This window comes from Salinimicrobium profundisediminis, from assembly GCF_026241755.1.
GTDB lineage: Bacteria > Bacteroidota > Bacteroidia > Flavobacteriales > Flavobacteriaceae > Salinimicrobium > Salinimicrobium profundisediminis.
The window spans coordinates 1-16,656 of the sequence record NZ_JAPJDA010000030.1 but is presented as its reverse complement, the minus strand read 5'-3'; the positions used below and the strand labels follow the sequence as shown (position 1 = coordinate 16,656).

General features: G+C 43.0%; 14 protein-coding genes. 5 read left to right on the top strand and 9 right to left on the bottom strand.

Annotation, left to right across the window (positions count from 1 at the left end; all coding sequences use genetic code 11):
• Positions 1-96: 96 nt before the first annotated feature.
• The 3 genes from OQ279_RS15535 to OQ279_RS15525 all read right to left on the bottom strand — a co-directional run bounded on the left by OQ279_RS15535 (position 97) and on the right by OQ279_RS15525 (position 3,385).
• Positions 97-717 carry an L-threonylcarbamoyladenylate synthase gene (locus tag OQ279_RS15535; RefSeq protein WP_266070928.1) on the bottom strand — a complete coding sequence of 207 codons (621 nt, stop codon included), beginning with the start codon at positions 715-717 and terminating at the stop codon, positions 97-99.
• 70 nt (positions 718-787) lie between these two features.
• Positions 788-1,000, bottom strand: coding sequence for a hypervirulence associated TUDOR domain-containing protein (locus OQ279_RS15530; protein ID WP_266070927.1), 213 nt, complete (start codon positions 998-1,000; stop codon positions 788-790).
• A 60-nt stretch (positions 1,001-1,060) separates the two neighbouring features.
• Complete coding sequence (locus OQ279_RS15525) at positions 1,061-3,385, bottom strand: ATP-dependent helicase (protein ID WP_266070926.1); 2,325 nt, start codon at positions 3,383-3,385, stop codon at positions 1,061-1,063.
• A gap of 184 nt (positions 3,386-3,569) precedes the next feature.
• On the opposite strand from OQ279_RS15525, the gene OQ279_RS15520 reads away from it, so the two are divergent.
• From OQ279_RS15520 to OQ279_RS15510, 3 genes are all read left to right on the top strand, one after another.
• Entirely contained in the window at positions 3,570-5,189 is a 1,620-nt protein-coding gene (locus OQ279_RS15520; RefSeq protein ID WP_266070925.1) for an FMN-binding glutamate synthase family protein, read from the top strand.
• A gap of 7 nt (positions 5,190-5,196) precedes the next feature.
• A complete protein-coding gene (locus OQ279_RS15515; RefSeq protein ID WP_266070924.1) occupies positions 5,197-5,718 on the top strand; it encodes a DUF7935 family protein in 522 nt (173 codons plus the stop codon).
• A gap of 113 nt (positions 5,719-5,831) precedes the next feature.
• On the top strand, positions 5,832-6,335 hold the full coding sequence (locus tag OQ279_RS15510) for a rhodanese-like domain-containing protein (RefSeq protein WP_266070923.1): 504 nt from the start codon (positions 5,832-5,834) through the stop codon (positions 6,333-6,335).
• Here the strand turns inward: OQ279_RS15510 and OQ279_RS15505 are convergent.
• Positions 6,332-6,832, bottom strand: coding sequence for a VOC family protein (locus tag OQ279_RS15505; protein WP_266070922.1), 501 nt, complete (start codon positions 6,830-6,832; stop codon positions 6,332-6,334). The two genes, OQ279_RS15510 and OQ279_RS15505, sit on opposite strands and share 4 nt — an antisense overlap.
• A 200-nt stretch (positions 6,833-7,032) precedes the next feature.
• Entirely contained in the window at positions 7,033-8,199 is a 1,167-nt protein-coding gene (locus OQ279_RS15500) for an MFS transporter (protein WP_266070921.1), read from the bottom strand.
• Between the two features lie 163 nt (positions 8,200-8,362).
• On the opposite strand from OQ279_RS15500, the gene OQ279_RS15495 reads away from it, so the two are divergent.
• Both OQ279_RS15495 and OQ279_RS15490 read left to right on the top strand, forming a co-directional pair.
• Positions 8,363-8,722 carry a SpoIIAA family protein gene (locus OQ279_RS15495; RefSeq protein ID WP_266070920.1) on the top strand — a complete coding sequence of 120 codons (360 nt, stop codon included), beginning with the start codon at positions 8,363-8,365 and terminating at the stop codon, positions 8,720-8,722.
• Positions 8,698-9,348, top strand: coding sequence for a class I SAM-dependent DNA methyltransferase (locus OQ279_RS15490; protein WP_266070919.1), 651 nt, complete (start codon positions 8,698-8,700; stop codon positions 9,346-9,348). Before OQ279_RS15495 ends, OQ279_RS15490 begins: the two co-directional genes overlap by 25 nt.
• Here the strand turns inward: OQ279_RS15490 and OQ279_RS15485 are convergent.
• The 4 genes from OQ279_RS15485 to OQ279_RS15470 are packed head-to-tail and all read right to left on the bottom strand — an operon-like array spanning position 9,316 to position 16,325.
• Positions 9,316-9,906, bottom strand: a complete 591-nt coding sequence (locus OQ279_RS15485; protein WP_266070917.1) for a biliverdin-producing heme oxygenase — start codon at positions 9,904-9,906, stop codon at positions 9,316-9,318. The genes OQ279_RS15490 and OQ279_RS15485 overlap by 33 nt on opposite strands.
• Positions 9,884-10,453, bottom strand: coding sequence for a response regulator (locus OQ279_RS15480; protein ID WP_266070916.1), 570 nt, complete (start codon positions 10,451-10,453; stop codon positions 9,884-9,886). The genes OQ279_RS15485 and OQ279_RS15480 overlap by 23 nt, the downstream gene beginning before the upstream one ends.
• A gap of 12 nt (positions 10,454-10,465) precedes the next feature.
• On the bottom strand, positions 10,466-12,676 hold the full coding sequence (locus tag OQ279_RS15475) for an ATP-binding protein (RefSeq protein ID WP_266070915.1): 2,211 nt from the start codon (positions 12,674-12,676) through the stop codon (positions 10,466-10,468).
• Between the two features lie 4 nt (positions 12,677-12,680).
• Positions 12,681-16,325 carry a chemotaxis protein CheB gene (locus OQ279_RS15470; RefSeq protein ID WP_266070914.1) on the bottom strand — a complete coding sequence of 1,215 codons (3,645 nt, stop codon included), beginning with the start codon at positions 16,323-16,325 and terminating at the stop codon, positions 12,681-12,683.
• Positions 16,326-16,656: the final 331 nt, after the last annotated feature.

Genomic DNA, 16,656 nt, shown 5'->3' with positions numbered 1-16,656 from the left:
CTTTTGACCTAATTCAAAAGAGGCTGTCTTTGTAAGACAGCCTCTTTTTTGTTTTATTATACTCAATAGAAATATTATTGAGAAATAGGATTTCTTTTATAATATTTCCAGGCTTCCCTTGCCTTCCCTAATCACTTCCGGTTCGGGGGTAGTGAGATCAATTACTGTAGAGGGTACATTATCACCGTATCCGCCATCTACCACTATTTCTACATGCTTATCCCATTTTTCAAGGATGAGTTCAGGATCTGTGGTGTACTCCAGCACCTCATCATCGTCACGAATGGAAGTAGACACTATCGGGTTACCAAGACCTCCTACAAGCGCTCTACAAATATTATTATCGGGTATACGAATACCTACAGTCTTCTTCTTTCTAAAGACCGAGGGTAAATTATTGTTCCCCGGCAGAATAAAAGTATAAGGCCCGGGCAGGTTTCTCTTGAGTATTTTAAAGGTTTGGTTATCTATTTGCCTCACATAATCAGAAAGGTTGCTCAAATTTTCACAGATAAAAGAAAAATTGGCCTTTTCAAGTTTTACACCCCTAAGCTGGGCTATGCGTTCAAGGGCTGCATTATTGGTGATATCACATCCCAAACCGTATACCGTATCTGTAGGATAAATGATTAAAGCACCGTCTCTTAAAGCTTCTACTACTCTCTTTACTTCTTTTGGATTGGGGTTCTCTTCGTAGATCCTGATTAATTCTGCCATAGTTCTTCTGATTTAAATGCTTCAAAAATTACAAAAAATCAGCGCCTTTTAGTAAGAGTTTTAGAGAAATTTAGTCATTTCTTTCTACCTCACTTTCAAGTTTGAGAACTTCATTCCCATTTTCCTGCTGAATATACAAGGCTTTATTTTCGGGGCTTCCTTTACGGGTTACCTTTGTTCCTTTAATGGTGTGTGTAACTTCATGATCAAAAGTATTCTTCACTTTTCCCTGGGCGGTTCCTTTACCCCACTTCCACTTTACTGCTGTACCTTCTCTTATCATTTTTTATTTAAAAATAAGAACAAGAATACACCTAAACCAAAGAATAACAATTACTTAACCTTAATTGAGTAATTTGAGCTTAGCAAACTTTAGGAGTAGTTTTTTTATCCCCCCTGTTTCAAAGTCGATTTCTGCTTTTTTATCCTGCCCTGCCCCTTCTATACTCAACACTTTTCCTTTACCAAAACGCATATGCTCTACTTCGTCACCCGCCATAAGTTTGATCACTTCTCCTGCAGAAGCCGAATTGCCGGGGGAAGTTGCAGGTCGCAGCTTCCTCAGTTTTTGAAGTTGTTCTTCTGTAGGTTTATGTGATGGTGGCGGAGTGCCGCTTGAAGGTTTGGTTTGACGGAATTTACTTTTATCTACCTCCCCAAAAATGTCGGTATCAATAAGAGGTTTGTACTTATAATCGTCCTGCGGAATCATAAAATCCAGGTACTTATCATCTATTTCTTCAATGAACCTGCTGGGCTCGGCATCTACGAGTTTTCCCCAGCGGTACCTCGATTGGGTGTAAGTAAGAAAAGCTTTTTTCTCGGCCCTGGTAAGAGCCACATAAAAAAGCCGGCGTTCTTCTTCCAGTTCGCTACGGGTACTCATACTCATAGCCGAAGGGAATAGATCTTCTTCCATCCCTACAATGTATACAAACGGGAACTCCAGGCCTTTAGCCAAATGTATGGTCATCAGGGCAACGCGATCGTCATCGCCCGAGTCTTTATCCATATCGGTAGCCAGTGCAACATCTTCAAGAAATTCGGTAAGGGAACCGGTAACATCGGCCAGTTCTTTTTGCTCTTCAACAAAATCCCTTATCCCGTTAAGTAATTCCTCGATGTTCTCAATTTTTGCAATACCTTCGGGCGTACCATCTTTCTTCAACTCCTGTAAAAGCCCCGTCTTTTTCGCAACAGTTTCAGCAATGGTGAAAGCATCGGCAGTTTCATTCATGATCTGGAAACTTTTGACCATGTTGATGAAATTCTCCAGCTTAGTTTTGGTACCTCTGTTGATCTTCAGGTCAATCCTGTCCAGGTTTTCAATGATCTCATAGATCGATCTTTTGTAGTGATTGGCAGCAATGGTAAGCCTGTCTATAGTTGTTTGCCCAATTCCCCTTGCCGGGTAATTGATCACCCGTTTTAGCGCTTCCTCATCTTTAGGATTGATCACCAGCCTCAGATAGGACAGCACATCTTTAATTTCTTTACGCTGGTAAAAAGATAATCCACCATAAATACGGTAAGGAATATCCTTTTTCCGCAGGGCATCTTCCATGGCCCGGCTTTGTGCGTTTGTTCGGTAAAGAATAGCGAAATCACCATTTTTCATTTGGTGCTCCATCCGGTTCTCAAAAATAGATCCTGCCACAAACCTTCCTTCTTCCCCATCTGTGAGCAGGCGGTTTACAACGATCCTTGGCCCGTTTTCATTAGCCGTCCATACCACTTTTTCCAGTCGGGTCTTGTTTTTTTCAATGATAGAATTGGCCGCTTCAACTATGTTCTTGGAAGAACGGTAATTCTGTTCCAGCCGGTACATTTGTACATTGTCATAATCCTTCTGAAAGTTGAGAATATTGTTGATGTTAGCGCCACGGAAGGCATAGATACTTTGCGCATCATCACCTACCACGCATATATTCTGAAATTTATCTGAAAGTGCTTTAACAATAAGGTACTGGGAGTGGTTGGTATCCTGGTACTCGTCTACCAGAATATACCTGAAGCGATTCTGGTACTTCTGAAGCACCTCGGGGAAACGATTGAGCAGCTCATTTGTTTTAAGCAACAAGTCATCAAAGTCCATCGCTCCTGCCTTAAAGCAGCGGTCTACATATTCCCTGTAAATTTCACCCAGCCTTGGTTTTTTCGACATGGCATCGGCTTCCATCAATTCAGGATTTTGAAAATATGCCTTTACGGTAATGAGACTGTTCTTATAAGAGGAAATTCGGGAATAGACCTGCTTGTACTTGTACACATCTTTATCGAGCCCCATCTCCTTAATAATAGCCGATATAAGACGTTGGGAATCCTGGGTGTCATAAATAGTAAAATTGGAAGGGTATCCCAGTTTATCGGCCTCAAACCTGAGCATCTTGGCAAAGATGGAGTGAAAAGTACCCATCCAGAGATTTTTGGCCTCACTGTTCCCAACAATTTTTGCAATTCGGGTTTTCATTTCCCGCGCTGCCTTATTGGTAAAAGTTAATGAAAGGATATTGAAGGCATCAACTCCTTTACTCATAAGATAAGCAATCCGATAGGTAAGTACCCGCGTCTTCCCAGACCCCGCACCTGCAATAACAATCATAGCTCCATCCTTCTGTAATACAGGAGCTCGCTGGGCATCATTTAATTCGGCTAAATAAGATTCCAATAGTAACTTCTTTTAAGGGGTGAAAATAGCTAAAATGAGGCAAAATAAGAACCCTCCTACTATATCTTTTTGGCTTTAACTGAAAGCTCCAAAAAACTATTTTACGAATATTTTAAAACAATATATTTTGGAGGAGCAGCTATATAAGCTAACTTTTGATTTTTTAGGAATTAAAGCGGTTTGTATGGATAGTATTTTCGATTTACTGGGAAATATCTCCTGGTGGATGTGGCTCCTCATTTTTGTTGTGCTGGTAGTAATTTATGACGTTTTTATAAATAAAAAACACATCATTCTCCATAATTTTCCATTGGTAGGACATTTCAGGTACATGCTCGAAAGTATTGGCCCCGAATTGCGGCAGTACATTGTGGCAGGAAACAGGGAAGAACTCCCGTTCAATCGAATTGAGCGCGGCTGGGTGTATGCATCTTCCAAAAATGTCAATAATTACGAAGGTTTTGGAACAGATCAGGACATCAATGAAGTGAATTACATCTTTATCAACAATGCTGTAATTCCTTACTACATGCCACATAAGCACGTTAACCGGGAAGACCCTTATTTTGTGGCTTGTGCAAAAGTAATGGGTGAGTTTCACAAACGACGTCGACCATTTCGGCCTGCATCGGTAATTAACGTCTCGGCAATGAGCTTTGGCTCCCTTTCTGCCAAAGCAATAGAATCTTTGAATCTTGGGTGCAAAAAAGCCTACGCTTATCACAACACCGGCGAAGGAGGTTTGTCTCCTTACCACAAAAAAGGGGCAGATATCGTTTTCCAGGTAGGAACAGGATATTTTGGAATTCGAAATGAAGACGGCGGTTTTTCGATAGAAAAACTAGTAAAGCTTGTTAAAGAATATCCCAGTATAAGAGCTATAGAAATCAAACTCTCCCAGGGTGCCAAACCCGGGAAAGGAGGAGTGCTGCCCGCATCCAAAATAACGAAGGAGATATCCGAAATTAGGCACGTGCCCATGGGCAAAGACGTGCTATCTCCACCTGCGCACAGCACTTTTAGCAACATGCAGGAGCTGGTAGACTGGATAGAAGAAATTGCGGAAGAAACAGGCTTGCCGGTGGGAATAAAAGCCGCTATTGGGAAACTCGATGAATGGCGGGAGCTGGCGAGTATCATGGCCGAAACCAACCGCGGACCCGACTTTATTTCCATTGATGGCGGTGAGGGCGGAACCGGGGCGGCCCCTCCAAGTTTTGCCGATCATGTGGCCCTGCCCTGGATTTACGGGTTTACCGATGTTTATAAGATCTTCCAGGCAAGAGATCTCGCCAATCACATTGTATTTATTGGCAGTGGTAAACTCGGTTTTCCTGCTAAAGCGGCCATGGCTTTTGCAATGGGCGTAGATTGTATTAATGTTGCCCGCGAAGCCATGCTAAGCGTGGGCTGTATACAGGCCCAATCCTGCCATACCAACACCTGCCCAACCGGTGTGGCAACACAAAACCGCTGGCTACAGGCCGGAATCAATGTAAAAGACAAATCGGAAAGGGTGAATTATTATTTCAACAATTTCAGGAAGGAACTTCTGGAGATCACCCATGCCTGCGGATACGAACACCCCTGCCAGTTCACGATGGATGATGTAGAAATTAACCTGGGAGACCGGTTCATTGCCAAGACCCTGGCGGAAACTTTCATGTACAACAAGACAAAAGTTCCATTTGATTCTGTTGCTACTTTGGCAGGATGTCCTAACTTAGGGGGCTCGTACAGAAAAGGTAAAGAAACCGATGTGAAAGAGGTAGAAACTGAAGACACCTCGGTAGCCGATCAATAGTTGACCAATGACAGAAGATTCCATTTTAGAGCTGCTGTTCTACATTTTACCGGCAGTGGTTGTGGGCGTGATTGCCTTCTATTTTTTTAACCTGCACACCCGCAATGAAGAGCGGCGGCGGCGGTATTTACTTCACAAAGAATCACAAAAACAGGCGCTGCCTTTACGGCTACAGGCCTATGAAAGGATGGCCCTTTTCCTGGAACGCATCGCCCCGGGAAATCTTCTTGTAAGGATCAAACCTGCAGGAGATGAGAAAGAAGCTTATTTAACGCTTCTCATAAAAGCTATTGAACAGGAATTTGAGCACAACCTGGCGCAACAAATTTATATTTCTGACGAATGCTGGAACGTTATCAAAGCGTCTAAAAATGCAACGATAAACAACCTCAGAAAAGTTGCAGGCCGGGAAGAGGTCACCACCGCAAATGAACTGCGGCAGCAAGTTGTAAATTCACTTATCGATCAACAGCCACCTAGCGAAACCGGCCTGGCTTACATCAAAAATGAAGTAAAGAACCTGTGGTAATCACCTGCAGATTTTCATTTTAAAAATAAAAGCCTAACATTGCCGTTCAAAACCCAAGCGCCCCGACTAAACATTCTATAAATTCTGAATTATTTTCTTCGGACACAAAAAATATGATCAACAAATACTTCTATTCCGCCATTTGCCTGGTTACCTTATTGACTTCAGCCTGCAAAAACGAAACTCAGGAATCTGCAGTTGCAGATAATGAGGTTGTAAAAAACTATGCTGAAGAAGCAAAACCTGAAATTCAGCAAGAACCCTGGTCTCAGCAGCAACTTCTGGAACCTTCAGAGCTCGTTCATCTCCTCGAAAATTCCGAAGATAGCCTTGTTATTTTTAGCCTTGGTGCCGGTGGAATAATCCCAGGGTCTAAAGACACAGGACCTTCCGGAGAAAAAGAAAGCCTCAACAACCTGAGGCAGGAACTGGAAACACTGCCAAAAGACAGCAATATCCTTATCTACTGTGGTTGTTGCCCTTTTGATATTTGTCCTAATGTTCGGCCTGCATTTGCACTGCTCAACGAAATGGATTTCACCAATCATCAACTGCTCAACCTGCGTGAGAATATTAAAGTAGACTGGATAGACAAAGGCTACCCGGTAGGAAATTAACTATTAAGCTCGGCCAGCAAATGGTCAAGGTGCAACGCCCTTGTGTACATTTCCAGAGAGCCGTCTTTTGCATGCGGCCACTGCTCCCTTGGGCGATCGTAATAAAGCTCTACGCCGTTACCATCAGGATCGTTGAGGTACAGGGCTTCAGAAACGCCATGATCGGCCGCCCCTGTTAAAGGATATTCGGCATCAAGAAGCCTTTGAAGTACCTGCGCCAGCTCTTTTCTTTGCTCATAAACTATAGCTGTGTGGTACAGGCCCACTCCCCTTTTAGAGGCTTCGGGCGCACCTTTACTGTGCCAGGTATTGAGGCCAATATGGTGATGGTAACCGCCAGCCGATAAAAATGCAGCTGCATCGCCCATACGCTGCGTCACTTCAAAACCCAACAGCCCGTTATAAAATAACAGAGCCCGTTCAAGATCTGAAACCTTGAGATGAACATGGCCTATTCGTGTTGAAGCAGGTACCTTATAATCTTCATTGTTTGCCATCTTTTCTTATTTTTCTACAGCCGAATAAAATTTATTCAATTCTTCGTGCCGCTCAATACTTCATCTTATAAGCTTGCGTAAATATTTTCTGAAATCAAGATAAGATACAAAAGTAAGGAGTAAGGTCTTTCTAAAAGAATCATAAAACGCTCACCTCTCAAAAATGGTAAATAAAGGAAACGTTTCTGAAAAGCAATATCCTATATCACCTGCTCTTCCTGTTTCAACCTGAAGAACAGCTGAGACACGGGAATGAACAGGAGTCCGGCAAAAAGGAACAGCAGAAAAGAAATTTTAAGGTTAAAAAGATGGGCAATGTAGCCAACCAGTGGCGGCCCTAACAGCATTCCTACAATTCCATAAGTAGTGATGATAGAAATAGCCATTCCTGCCGAATATTTTTTAGAAGTACCTGCCAGGCTAAAGATCATGGGGATAATAGCCGCAACCCCAATACCAACAAGGCTGAAGCCTACAAGTGCCGGCCAAAAACTCGGCCACAGGACCATTAATAATACTCCCGAAGAAATAAGGGAAGAACTCACCACAAACATTCGGGCCATTCCTAGTTTCTCTATGAGTCTATCAGAAAAGAACCTCGAAAGCGCCATAAAGGTCATAAAAATAAGATAGCCTAGTGTGAACACCTCTTCCTTAACAACTTCTCTAAAGTACACGCCGCTCCAGTCAAACATACCACCTTCGCACAGCGATGCAAAAAAGATGAGTAACCCAAGGTAAAGAATGAATTTATCGGGTTTACCAAGCCTTAATTTATTACCGCCCGTGGCACGATCTTTCCGCAGTAAAAAAGAATAAGAACATAAACCGAGTAAGATTCCGAGGCTTGCAACCATCCAAAAATGGATCTGCATGGAAACATTCAGCTTAATTAGCAAGGTAGAAAAAAGCACCCCTACCAGTCCGCCTGTACTCCAAAGGCCGTGAAAAGATCCCAAAATCTTCCGCGGAAATAACTTTTGAAGCGTGAGAGACTGCGTATTCATGGAGATATTGAGTATTCGCATGCTAAAGGCAAAAACACTTATGCCTGCCACCAAAAACACCATGTTTGACGCACTTCCTATAAGCACCAGCCCTACAGCAAAAAAGAAATAAGCCGCAATTAAAGGATTGCGACTGTCAAATTTTGACACCAGCCAACCCGAAATGGGCAAACCAATGAGAGAACTTACCGGCATGGCCAGCAGGAGATTTCCCAGTTGTGCCTCGTTTAGATCAAAATGGGTTTTAATGGTGGGAATGCGGGATGCCCATGTAGAAAAAGCAAAACCCGACATAAAGAAGAAAGTGCTAAGAGCAATACGTTGCTTTTTACGGGATTCCATACCTCTTAAAAAAGGCAAAGATGGCAGGAATTTTTGAATGCTGAAAGCCCTGCTCTCTTAGTTTTTCAGAAAAAAATACTTAACATTCCTTAGGTATAGATTAACAAGAGCTTAACTCTACTCCCATTCCATTGTGTTGTCAAAATCCACATTTCTTTGGAAATTGTAGCAAAACTACATTATGATTTCTATCCAGGTTGAACATAACGTTATTTACACTGTCGCCGAAGAAAAACTTACCAATGAAGACTATGACAGGCTTATCCCACTGCTACAGGAGAAAGTAAGGAGTTTTGGCACCATAAGATGGTACTTTGAAATGAAAGAATTTGAAGGCTGGAACTTGAGTGCCATGTGGCGCGATATCAAATTCGACTTCAAAAATAACGAAAACCTGGAGCGTATTGCCATGGTGGGGAATAAGGAGTGGGAGAAAGAACTTACCCAACTTATGAAACCCTTTACCGGAGCCACGATCAAATATTTTGATTTAACCGAAAAAGACGAAGCCAAAAATTGGATCAAGAAGATAGAAATATGAACACCGGCGACTCCTATAATGCATGGGCAGCCTCTTACGACGCTATGGAGAACAGAACCCGTGACCTCGAAGCCCAGGTGCTTAGGGACACCTTTTTGAACCCTCACTACGGAAATATCCTGGAGCTGGGCTGCGGCACAGGGAAAAACACCGAATGGCTCTCGCAAAAAGCCGATTTTGTTACCGCTATTGATATTTCTCCAAAAATGATGGCCAAAGCGCAGGAAAAAACACAGGCTGAAAATGTTAGCTTTATTGAGGCAGATATTACTGAAGCGTGGCCTGTAAAGCCGGGTTGGGCTAATCTTGTCACCTGTAGCCTCGTGCTAGAACATATCAAGGACCTCAGCTTTATCTTTGCTGAAGGAGCCCGCAGCCTGAAGAGAAACGGAAAGTTCTATATCTGTGAACTTCATCCGGGAAGACAGTATGCAGGCAGTAGAGCAAAATTTGAAACCGAAAGCGGCTACCAAATGCCCCCTGCCTTTACTCATCATCTTTCAGATTTTCTAGACATGGCCAAAGCGCACAAGTTTAAGCTCTTAGACCTCAACGAACATTTTGATAATAATGACAGGTCTAAAGTGCCAAGGCTACTGTCTCTGGTGTTTGAAAGTGGGGTTTAGATCTACATTCAATTCCCTGTCAAAAATACGCTCAAAGAACCGAAAGGTATCTTTAGCCTTTTCAATGGCCATTTTTTCTTCGGAAGGGGTAAAAGGGTAATTTTCGAGCTCTTCCTTAAATGCTTTCCAGTCCTGCATGTTGTTTTTATCTCCATTAAAGAAGTAATGACGCGGAATTTCATCTAAAGCAGCACATTTCTGAAGGTTTTTAGCCAAAACCATCCCACCCAGGGCCGATCCTTCAACCACGTAGGCCGCTCCCAGGGCTTCGGCTTTAGAATGACATTCAAAAATACCATTTTTGGAAGGTATTTCTTCTGTAATGCCCAATTGTTGCAAATCCTGTTTTAACTGCTGGTGCTTTTTGCCTTCGTAGTGTGGCAAGAACTTTTGTATTTCGGTTTCAGTTTCGCGATACGCCAGGTAATTCTGCAGCAACAGGAGTTTATAGGTGGTGAGATCAATACTGTGGTCCATAATTTGCCGGGCCAGGTTCTTATCCTCAATTTGTTCGTGCAGTTCGCGGGTTTCCTCCTTAAGCTTCTCTATTATCTTCATCCCTACCGGCTTTAAAATCTTTAATGGCATTTTTGATCTTGCTGATGTTATCCTTCTGCTCCCTGTTGTCAAATTTCAGGTTATCCAGGTAATCATTGATCTGGTTTATGGCAATCTTGTTCTGCCTTAGGCGTTCCCTTATTTCCTCTTTTTCACTCATGCGGAAGACCACCTGTTTAAGCAGGGGTTTTAATTTATCTTCGAGGTTGTTCATGTGCTTTTTCAGAATAAACCCCGAAGCTCCTGCCAAAATGGTATTGGCAGCCAGTTCTTCGTCGTGAACCGTGCCGGTAAGGAAGATAAATGGAAGTTTGGGATCTTTTTGCTGTACCAGCTGCAGTACCTCCAGGCCTGTACAGGTAGGAAGGTTGTAATCGGAAATCACCACATCGGGAATAAAGTTGATGAGCTTGTTCCTACAGGAAGAAAGGTCTTCAACCACCTCAATATGTGGTTCTTCAACAAGTTTTCTAATAGTGCGCAGGGTAATCAAGACATCAGCTTCATTGTCCTCCACCAGTAATATTCTCAACGGGATCTTAATCATTTGCGTATGCTCCTACTTTTGGGGCTCAAGATAAAAATAAAATACAGAACCTTCTCCGGGTTCACTTTCAACCCAAATTTCTCCTTCATGTTTTTCCACAATCCTCTTTACAATGGCAAGGCCAATGCCGGTGCCTTTAAATTTGCTGCCCACACCGCGCTGAAAGGTCTCGAATATCTTTTCTCTCAATGCCGGGTCTACCCCTATTCCATTATCTTTTACGTAAAACGTACTGCGCCCATTTATGAGGGTTTTACCTACTTCTATAACTGGTGCTTCTTTTTCTGAAGAATATTTTAAAGCATTGTTAAGCAGATTAGACCACAACTGGAACAGCATTCTACGGTTACCCCACATAGGCGGAAGCTCTTCCTGAATCTCTATGCGTGCCGAAGGGAAATTTGCCGAAAGGTTGAAGAGTTCGAATATTTCTTTGAGCATTGCGGTGGTATCTACCTCATGCTTCTCTACCCTCTCAATATGCCCCAGCCTGGAATACTCCAGGATATCGTCAATAAGATCGTTCATTTTTTGGGTAAGGCCGGCACTCATTTCCAGGTATTTAAGACCTTCACTTCCAAGGGGGTTACTAAAATCTTCCCGAAGAATTTTGAGAAAGCCTTCCATACCTCTTACCGGCGCCCGTAGATCATGTGAAAGTCCGTAACTAAATAGTTCCAGCTCCCTGTTGGCTTCTATGAGCTTTTCGTTCAATGCTTCAATTTCCCTGCGCTGGCGGGTGAGCAGCACATGGCTTATATTCTCTCTCAAAGCCCTGGCCGTGTTGCGGTCAAGCTCATGCCATGGTTCCGAAAAGCCGGTGAGTTTCTCACTCCACTTTTCAAAAGATTTACGCGGACTAAGTCTTTGTTCCTCTTCGTTGTAGAACACCTTATTCTGCGGATTCCCTCCCCAGGTCACTACCTGCACTACTTCAGGCTTGAACCATAAAATATATTTGTTATCAGAAATTTTTAAGCTGAAAAGCCCCGAGGCTGTTTTCTTGTATTCTTCGGCTTCAGGAAATAGCGCTGAAAGGTTACGGGTCCAAAAAAGGCTTTTTGACTGCTTTTTTATGAAGTTATTGAGCAGGCTGTCCAGCTGTTCTTTGCCAGGTGTTTGCCCATTTAGTTCCCATTCATTAATGTAAAAAATGGCACCGCCGCTACAATTAAGGAGTTCTAGAAATTGTACGGTATCCCTGCTTAGTGCCTCCACAATATTATCGTGGTATTTCATTTGAGCCACCAGCTGCCGCCGGATACTCTCGGTTTGCTCTGAATGACTTAAAAGACTGCTGGTTTCATGCAGCGTAATTTCGGTTGAGAGCATTTGAGCCAGGAAACGGCAACTCTCCCGCTGGTAAAAATCAAGGTACTTCTCTGCCTGATGATGGCAGGCAATAAGCCCCCACAATTTTCCTTTGACCACAATAGCTGCCGAAAGGGATGCGCCCACGCCCATATTTTTCAAATATTCTATGTGAATAGGAGAAACGGCCCTTAGCGAAGATCTTGAAATATCAAGGGGCTTCCCGGTAACCGGTGAAATTTCTGGCTTTAATGGTACCGGCGTATAATATACATTGGCAATGATCCTTACCCTGTGTTTAAGGAACATTTTACGGGACTGCTGCGGAATATCGGTAGCCGGATATCGCAGCCCCAGCCACGATTCTAAATCGTCATTCTTTGTTTCGGCAATTACTTCACCATTCCACTCCTCATCAAAGCGGTAGATCATCACCCTGTCATAGCCAAACATTTTGCGGGTGAGTTTGGCAGCTTCCGAAGAAAGCTCTTCAAGAGACCGTGCTGCCTGGAACTTGTTGAGGATGCCCGTTAACTGCTTCTGAAAGAAAAATGGATCCTGCACCTGTGTGAGGGGTTCAAAATCGAGCACCAGGCTCTCTTCGGAAATATGCGCAAGCACCAGGAATTTCTTTCGGTTTACTTCCACTTCCTGCGGAAGGCTATCTTCATCAAAACCGGGTGCCAAAAATGGCATTTTCAGAAGATAAGACAGCGGTTTCCCCAGCAGCTCATCTACAGGAATTCCGAAGTATTCCGAAGCATTTTCACCGGCCTGGGTGATATTTAAATTTGTGCGATCACAAACCACCAGCACGCCATGCGCCTGAGATTTCCCAATGATGTGGATAGGTTCTTTGGCACAGTTCTCCAAATCAACCTGAACCGGGTATTTTAAGGACGATTTATCCATATTATTAAGCCTGAAGTTTGAAGTAAAAGGTACTTCCCACCCCTTCTTGCGAGTCTACCCATATGGTACCATTGTGTAAATGCACTATCTTCTCTACGTGTGCCAGCCCCACACCTGTACCATCATTGCTATCGTGTTTTTTGACGCGATTGAATATTGTAAAAATCTTATCCTGGTCTTCTTTTGCAATCCCCACCCCGTTATCTACCACCGTAAATGTCCAGAAATCACCTTCTCTATATGCCGAGATACGCACCTCTGGATTTCGTTCTTTTGGGGTATATTTTATGGCATTACTAATAAGGTTCTGGAAAAGCAGTCTTAGCTCTACTTCATAACCTTGCAGGCGCGGTAAATCTCCAATATGGATCTTTGCCTTTGTATCTTTTATCCTTTTGCCTAGATCATATTTTACTACTTCTACCAGTTCACGGGTATCTACGAGCTTTTTAACCCCGTCGCGCCCTATGCGCGAATGTTCCAGTAAGGCCCTTATTTGTTCTGAAAGCCTGGTAGATGCCTGCTTGATGTAAGAAACATAATTTTGACCTTTTTTATCGAGTTTGGAAGCATAGATTTTACCTAAGATATCTATCCCAAATTTGATGGTAGAAAGCGGCTCCTGCAAATCGTGCGAACAAATTGAAACAAATTGCTCCAGGTCGCGGTTAGCCCTTTCAAGATCGGCTTTTTGTTCCCGCAGTTGATCTTCGGCCTTTTTAAGGGCTTCAATCTCTACAAAAGTATAGCGAATGGTTAGAACGTTGTCTTCTTCATCTCTTTCGGCAGTGGCATTGAGAATGACGGGCAGGCTCTCTCCGTTCTTGTTGAGGATGTTCTGCTCGAGATTGACAAGCACGCCGTTTTCAGCAAAATATTTATTTGATTTTAAAGCCTCCACCTGGGAATCTTCGTGGTACAGGTCGTAAATAGATTTCCCTATAAGTTCTTCTTTCGACTCATACTTCAACTGCTTTATGGCCATTTTGTTGCAATGCACAATTTTATAATTTTGCGGGTTCACGCTTATGTGCATTACAGGGTCTTCTTCATAGAAACTCTTAAACCTGCGTTCGCTCGCCTGCAGCTTCTCTTTAGACTTTTGAAGGCTTTCAATTTCAATGAAAGTGATCACAACCCCGTCAATTTTCTCATTGGAATCTACGTAGGGTGATATTCTTCGCAGGTAATGCAGCCCGTCTTTAGAAACTACGGCTTTCTCTAAAGTTTTACCGGTTTTAAGCACCCGCTTACAACGCTGGAGCAAATTACTTCTTCCAATGTTTCCGGTAAAATGGCTTATTGGCCGCCCCATATCAGAATTAAGAAAACTGAAATGATCTTTTATGGCCGGGGTGAACTTGCGTATGCACAGGGAGCCATCGAGGAAGATGGTACCAATTTGCGTACTTTCAAGCAGGTTGTTAATATCGGCATTAAGCGCAGCAAGATCATCCATTTTCTGAATGTTCTCGGCATTTACGGTGTTGATCTCCTCGTTTACGCTTTGCAGTTCTTCGTTGGTGCTTTGCAGCTCTTCGTTTGAAGCCAAAAGTTCTTCATTGGCCGCCTGCAACTCTTCGTTGCTGGTTTCTATCTCTTCCAGGGAAGTCTGCAATTCTTCTTTGGTTTGCTTTAACTCCTCTTCAAGATTGGAAACATATTCTTTGGTACGGGTGGTAAGGGTAATATTATCTACACTTTCTACCCCTTCAAGGTTGAGTTCCTTCTCAAGGAAGGTGATCATAAAAGTAGTTTCGGAGTCTACATGGTTCCGCAGAAAAGGTTTTACTAAAAGGTCAACAGCTTTTTTCTCCCCCTGGTGTTCAAAAATGGCATCTTTATAATAAACTTTTTGCTGAAGCTTTTCTGCTTTTTTAAGGCTGTTCTGAATCAAATACCTCAAATCTGTGCCCAGCATGTCGAGTAAATTTGTAGAAAAGCCGCTCACAGGAAGGTTGGCGTATTTCCTGAATTCGCCAATGGCCTCAAGTATATTGTAATCTGAATCTACATAAACGCTTGCCGCCTTGAAGTGATCGAGTACGGTCTCATTAAAGTCACTTGTGAGCTTGTTAAATGTAGTGTTGGCAGGAGCTTTATATGCCATTCCTGTACTTGGGGGCTTGCTGCCAGCTACTCTCCCCGCCGATGTTGGCGTGTGGGAAAGGCCGGCTTCGAGCCTGTTATTGGGTTGAATATTCCTGAATATCTTCCATTTGCGATCAATTTCAGAAAAATTCTTTTGCTCTGTATGTACGCTTTCACTGGTTCCCAGTACGAGTACCCCATCCTGTTTAAGGCTGTAATGCAGCACACTCAAGGCCTTGGTTTGTATTGCAGGCTGAAAATATATGAGAAGATTGCGACAGGAAACCAAATCCATATTACTAAACGGCGGATTCTTGATCACGTTGTGGCGTGAGAAGATTACAGCCCGTCTCAACTTATCTACAACCTCATATTTGCCTTGCTTGCTTTTAAAGTATTTAGCAAGAAAATCGGCTGGTACATCGGCTGCTATACTTTCGGGGTATAAGCCTTTGCTGCCTATCTCAAGATGTTTTTCGGCAATGTCGGTAGCAAAAATCTTAAGTTCAATATTCTTCCCCTGGTTTTCGATTTCTTCGATAAAGCACATGGCAAAAGAATAAGCTTCTTCTCCCGTACTACAGGCAACGTCCCAAACTTTTAGAACTTCTCCATCAATTTTTGAACTCACCATTTCGGGGATTACCCGTTGGCGTAAAACGTCCCAGACTTTACTGTCTCTAAAAAATTTGGTGACCCCAATAAGGAACTCCCTGTAAAGTATATCAACTTCTCCTTCGGTATTGGTGAGGTAAGTAAAATATTCGGCAAGAGATCGGCATTTACACACACTCACTCTTCGGGCTACCCTTCGGGCAAGAGTAGACCTTTTGTACTCTCTAAAGTCGAGCCCTGTTTTCTCATCAATGAAGTTTAAGATCTTGATAAGCTCTGTCTGGTCGTAAGCTACATCTCCATCTTTAAAATGAAATATAGAAGGTGCGGTAAGATAATTATCGAGCTCATTACCCATTTCTTTGACTGACAGCACATAATCTACCAGCCCTGTAGCAATCGCGCTTCTGGGCATTCCGTCAAATTGGGCTTCATCAGGCTCCTGCACCATAATCATCCCGTCGCTTTCTTTGATTGCACGTGCCCCGCGGGTTCCGTCACTGCCGGTACCGCTAAGAATAACTCCTATAGCCTTCTCCCGCTGTTCTCGCGCCAACGACTCAAAGAACATGTCTATAGGCAAGTTGAGCGTAGGGTTTTTGGGCTTCTCCAGAAGCTGTAGCCTGTTGCCTTTAATAATCAGGTTATTGGCCGGTGGTATAAGATAGATATGCCCAGGCTTGACTTCCATACCCTCTTCTACTTCCACTATAGGCAAGCCCGTACTGCGGGCCAGGAGTTCGCCCATCATGCTTTTATAATCTGAAGACAGGTGCTGAATTATGATGTAAGCGCTTTTGGTAGCTTGAGGAATATGTTCAAAAAAAGATTTAAGAGCTTCAAGGCCACCAGCACTGGCTCCTACGGCCACAATTCGGGTGTTGGACGAAGAAGGGGTCATTTCTGATTGTAAAGTCGGGGAATTCTTGATTTTCTTACTCATAACGAAAAAAGAGCCACCAAAGAATCCTTACTATTTAAAACAAATCGCAGGTTACCCACAAATCATCTCAAGCAGGAAATTCAATAGCATGTATTGGAAAAATTATTCGCCGTGAAAATACTTCTATACAATAATTTTTACTGTTAACAATGTGTTAAGTAAGTATGTTGTGCAGAATTAAGCTCTTTTGCAGCCAGATATTGACTCCAATGTTGCAGTTTTTCGGCTTTTGTTAAAGTAGAAGATGCAAAATTGAGGCTGTCTGAAAAGTAATTTTTAGGCGGCTTTTTTGTTGGTAGATATTTAAAGGAGTGGTTTTTTCACCTGAGTC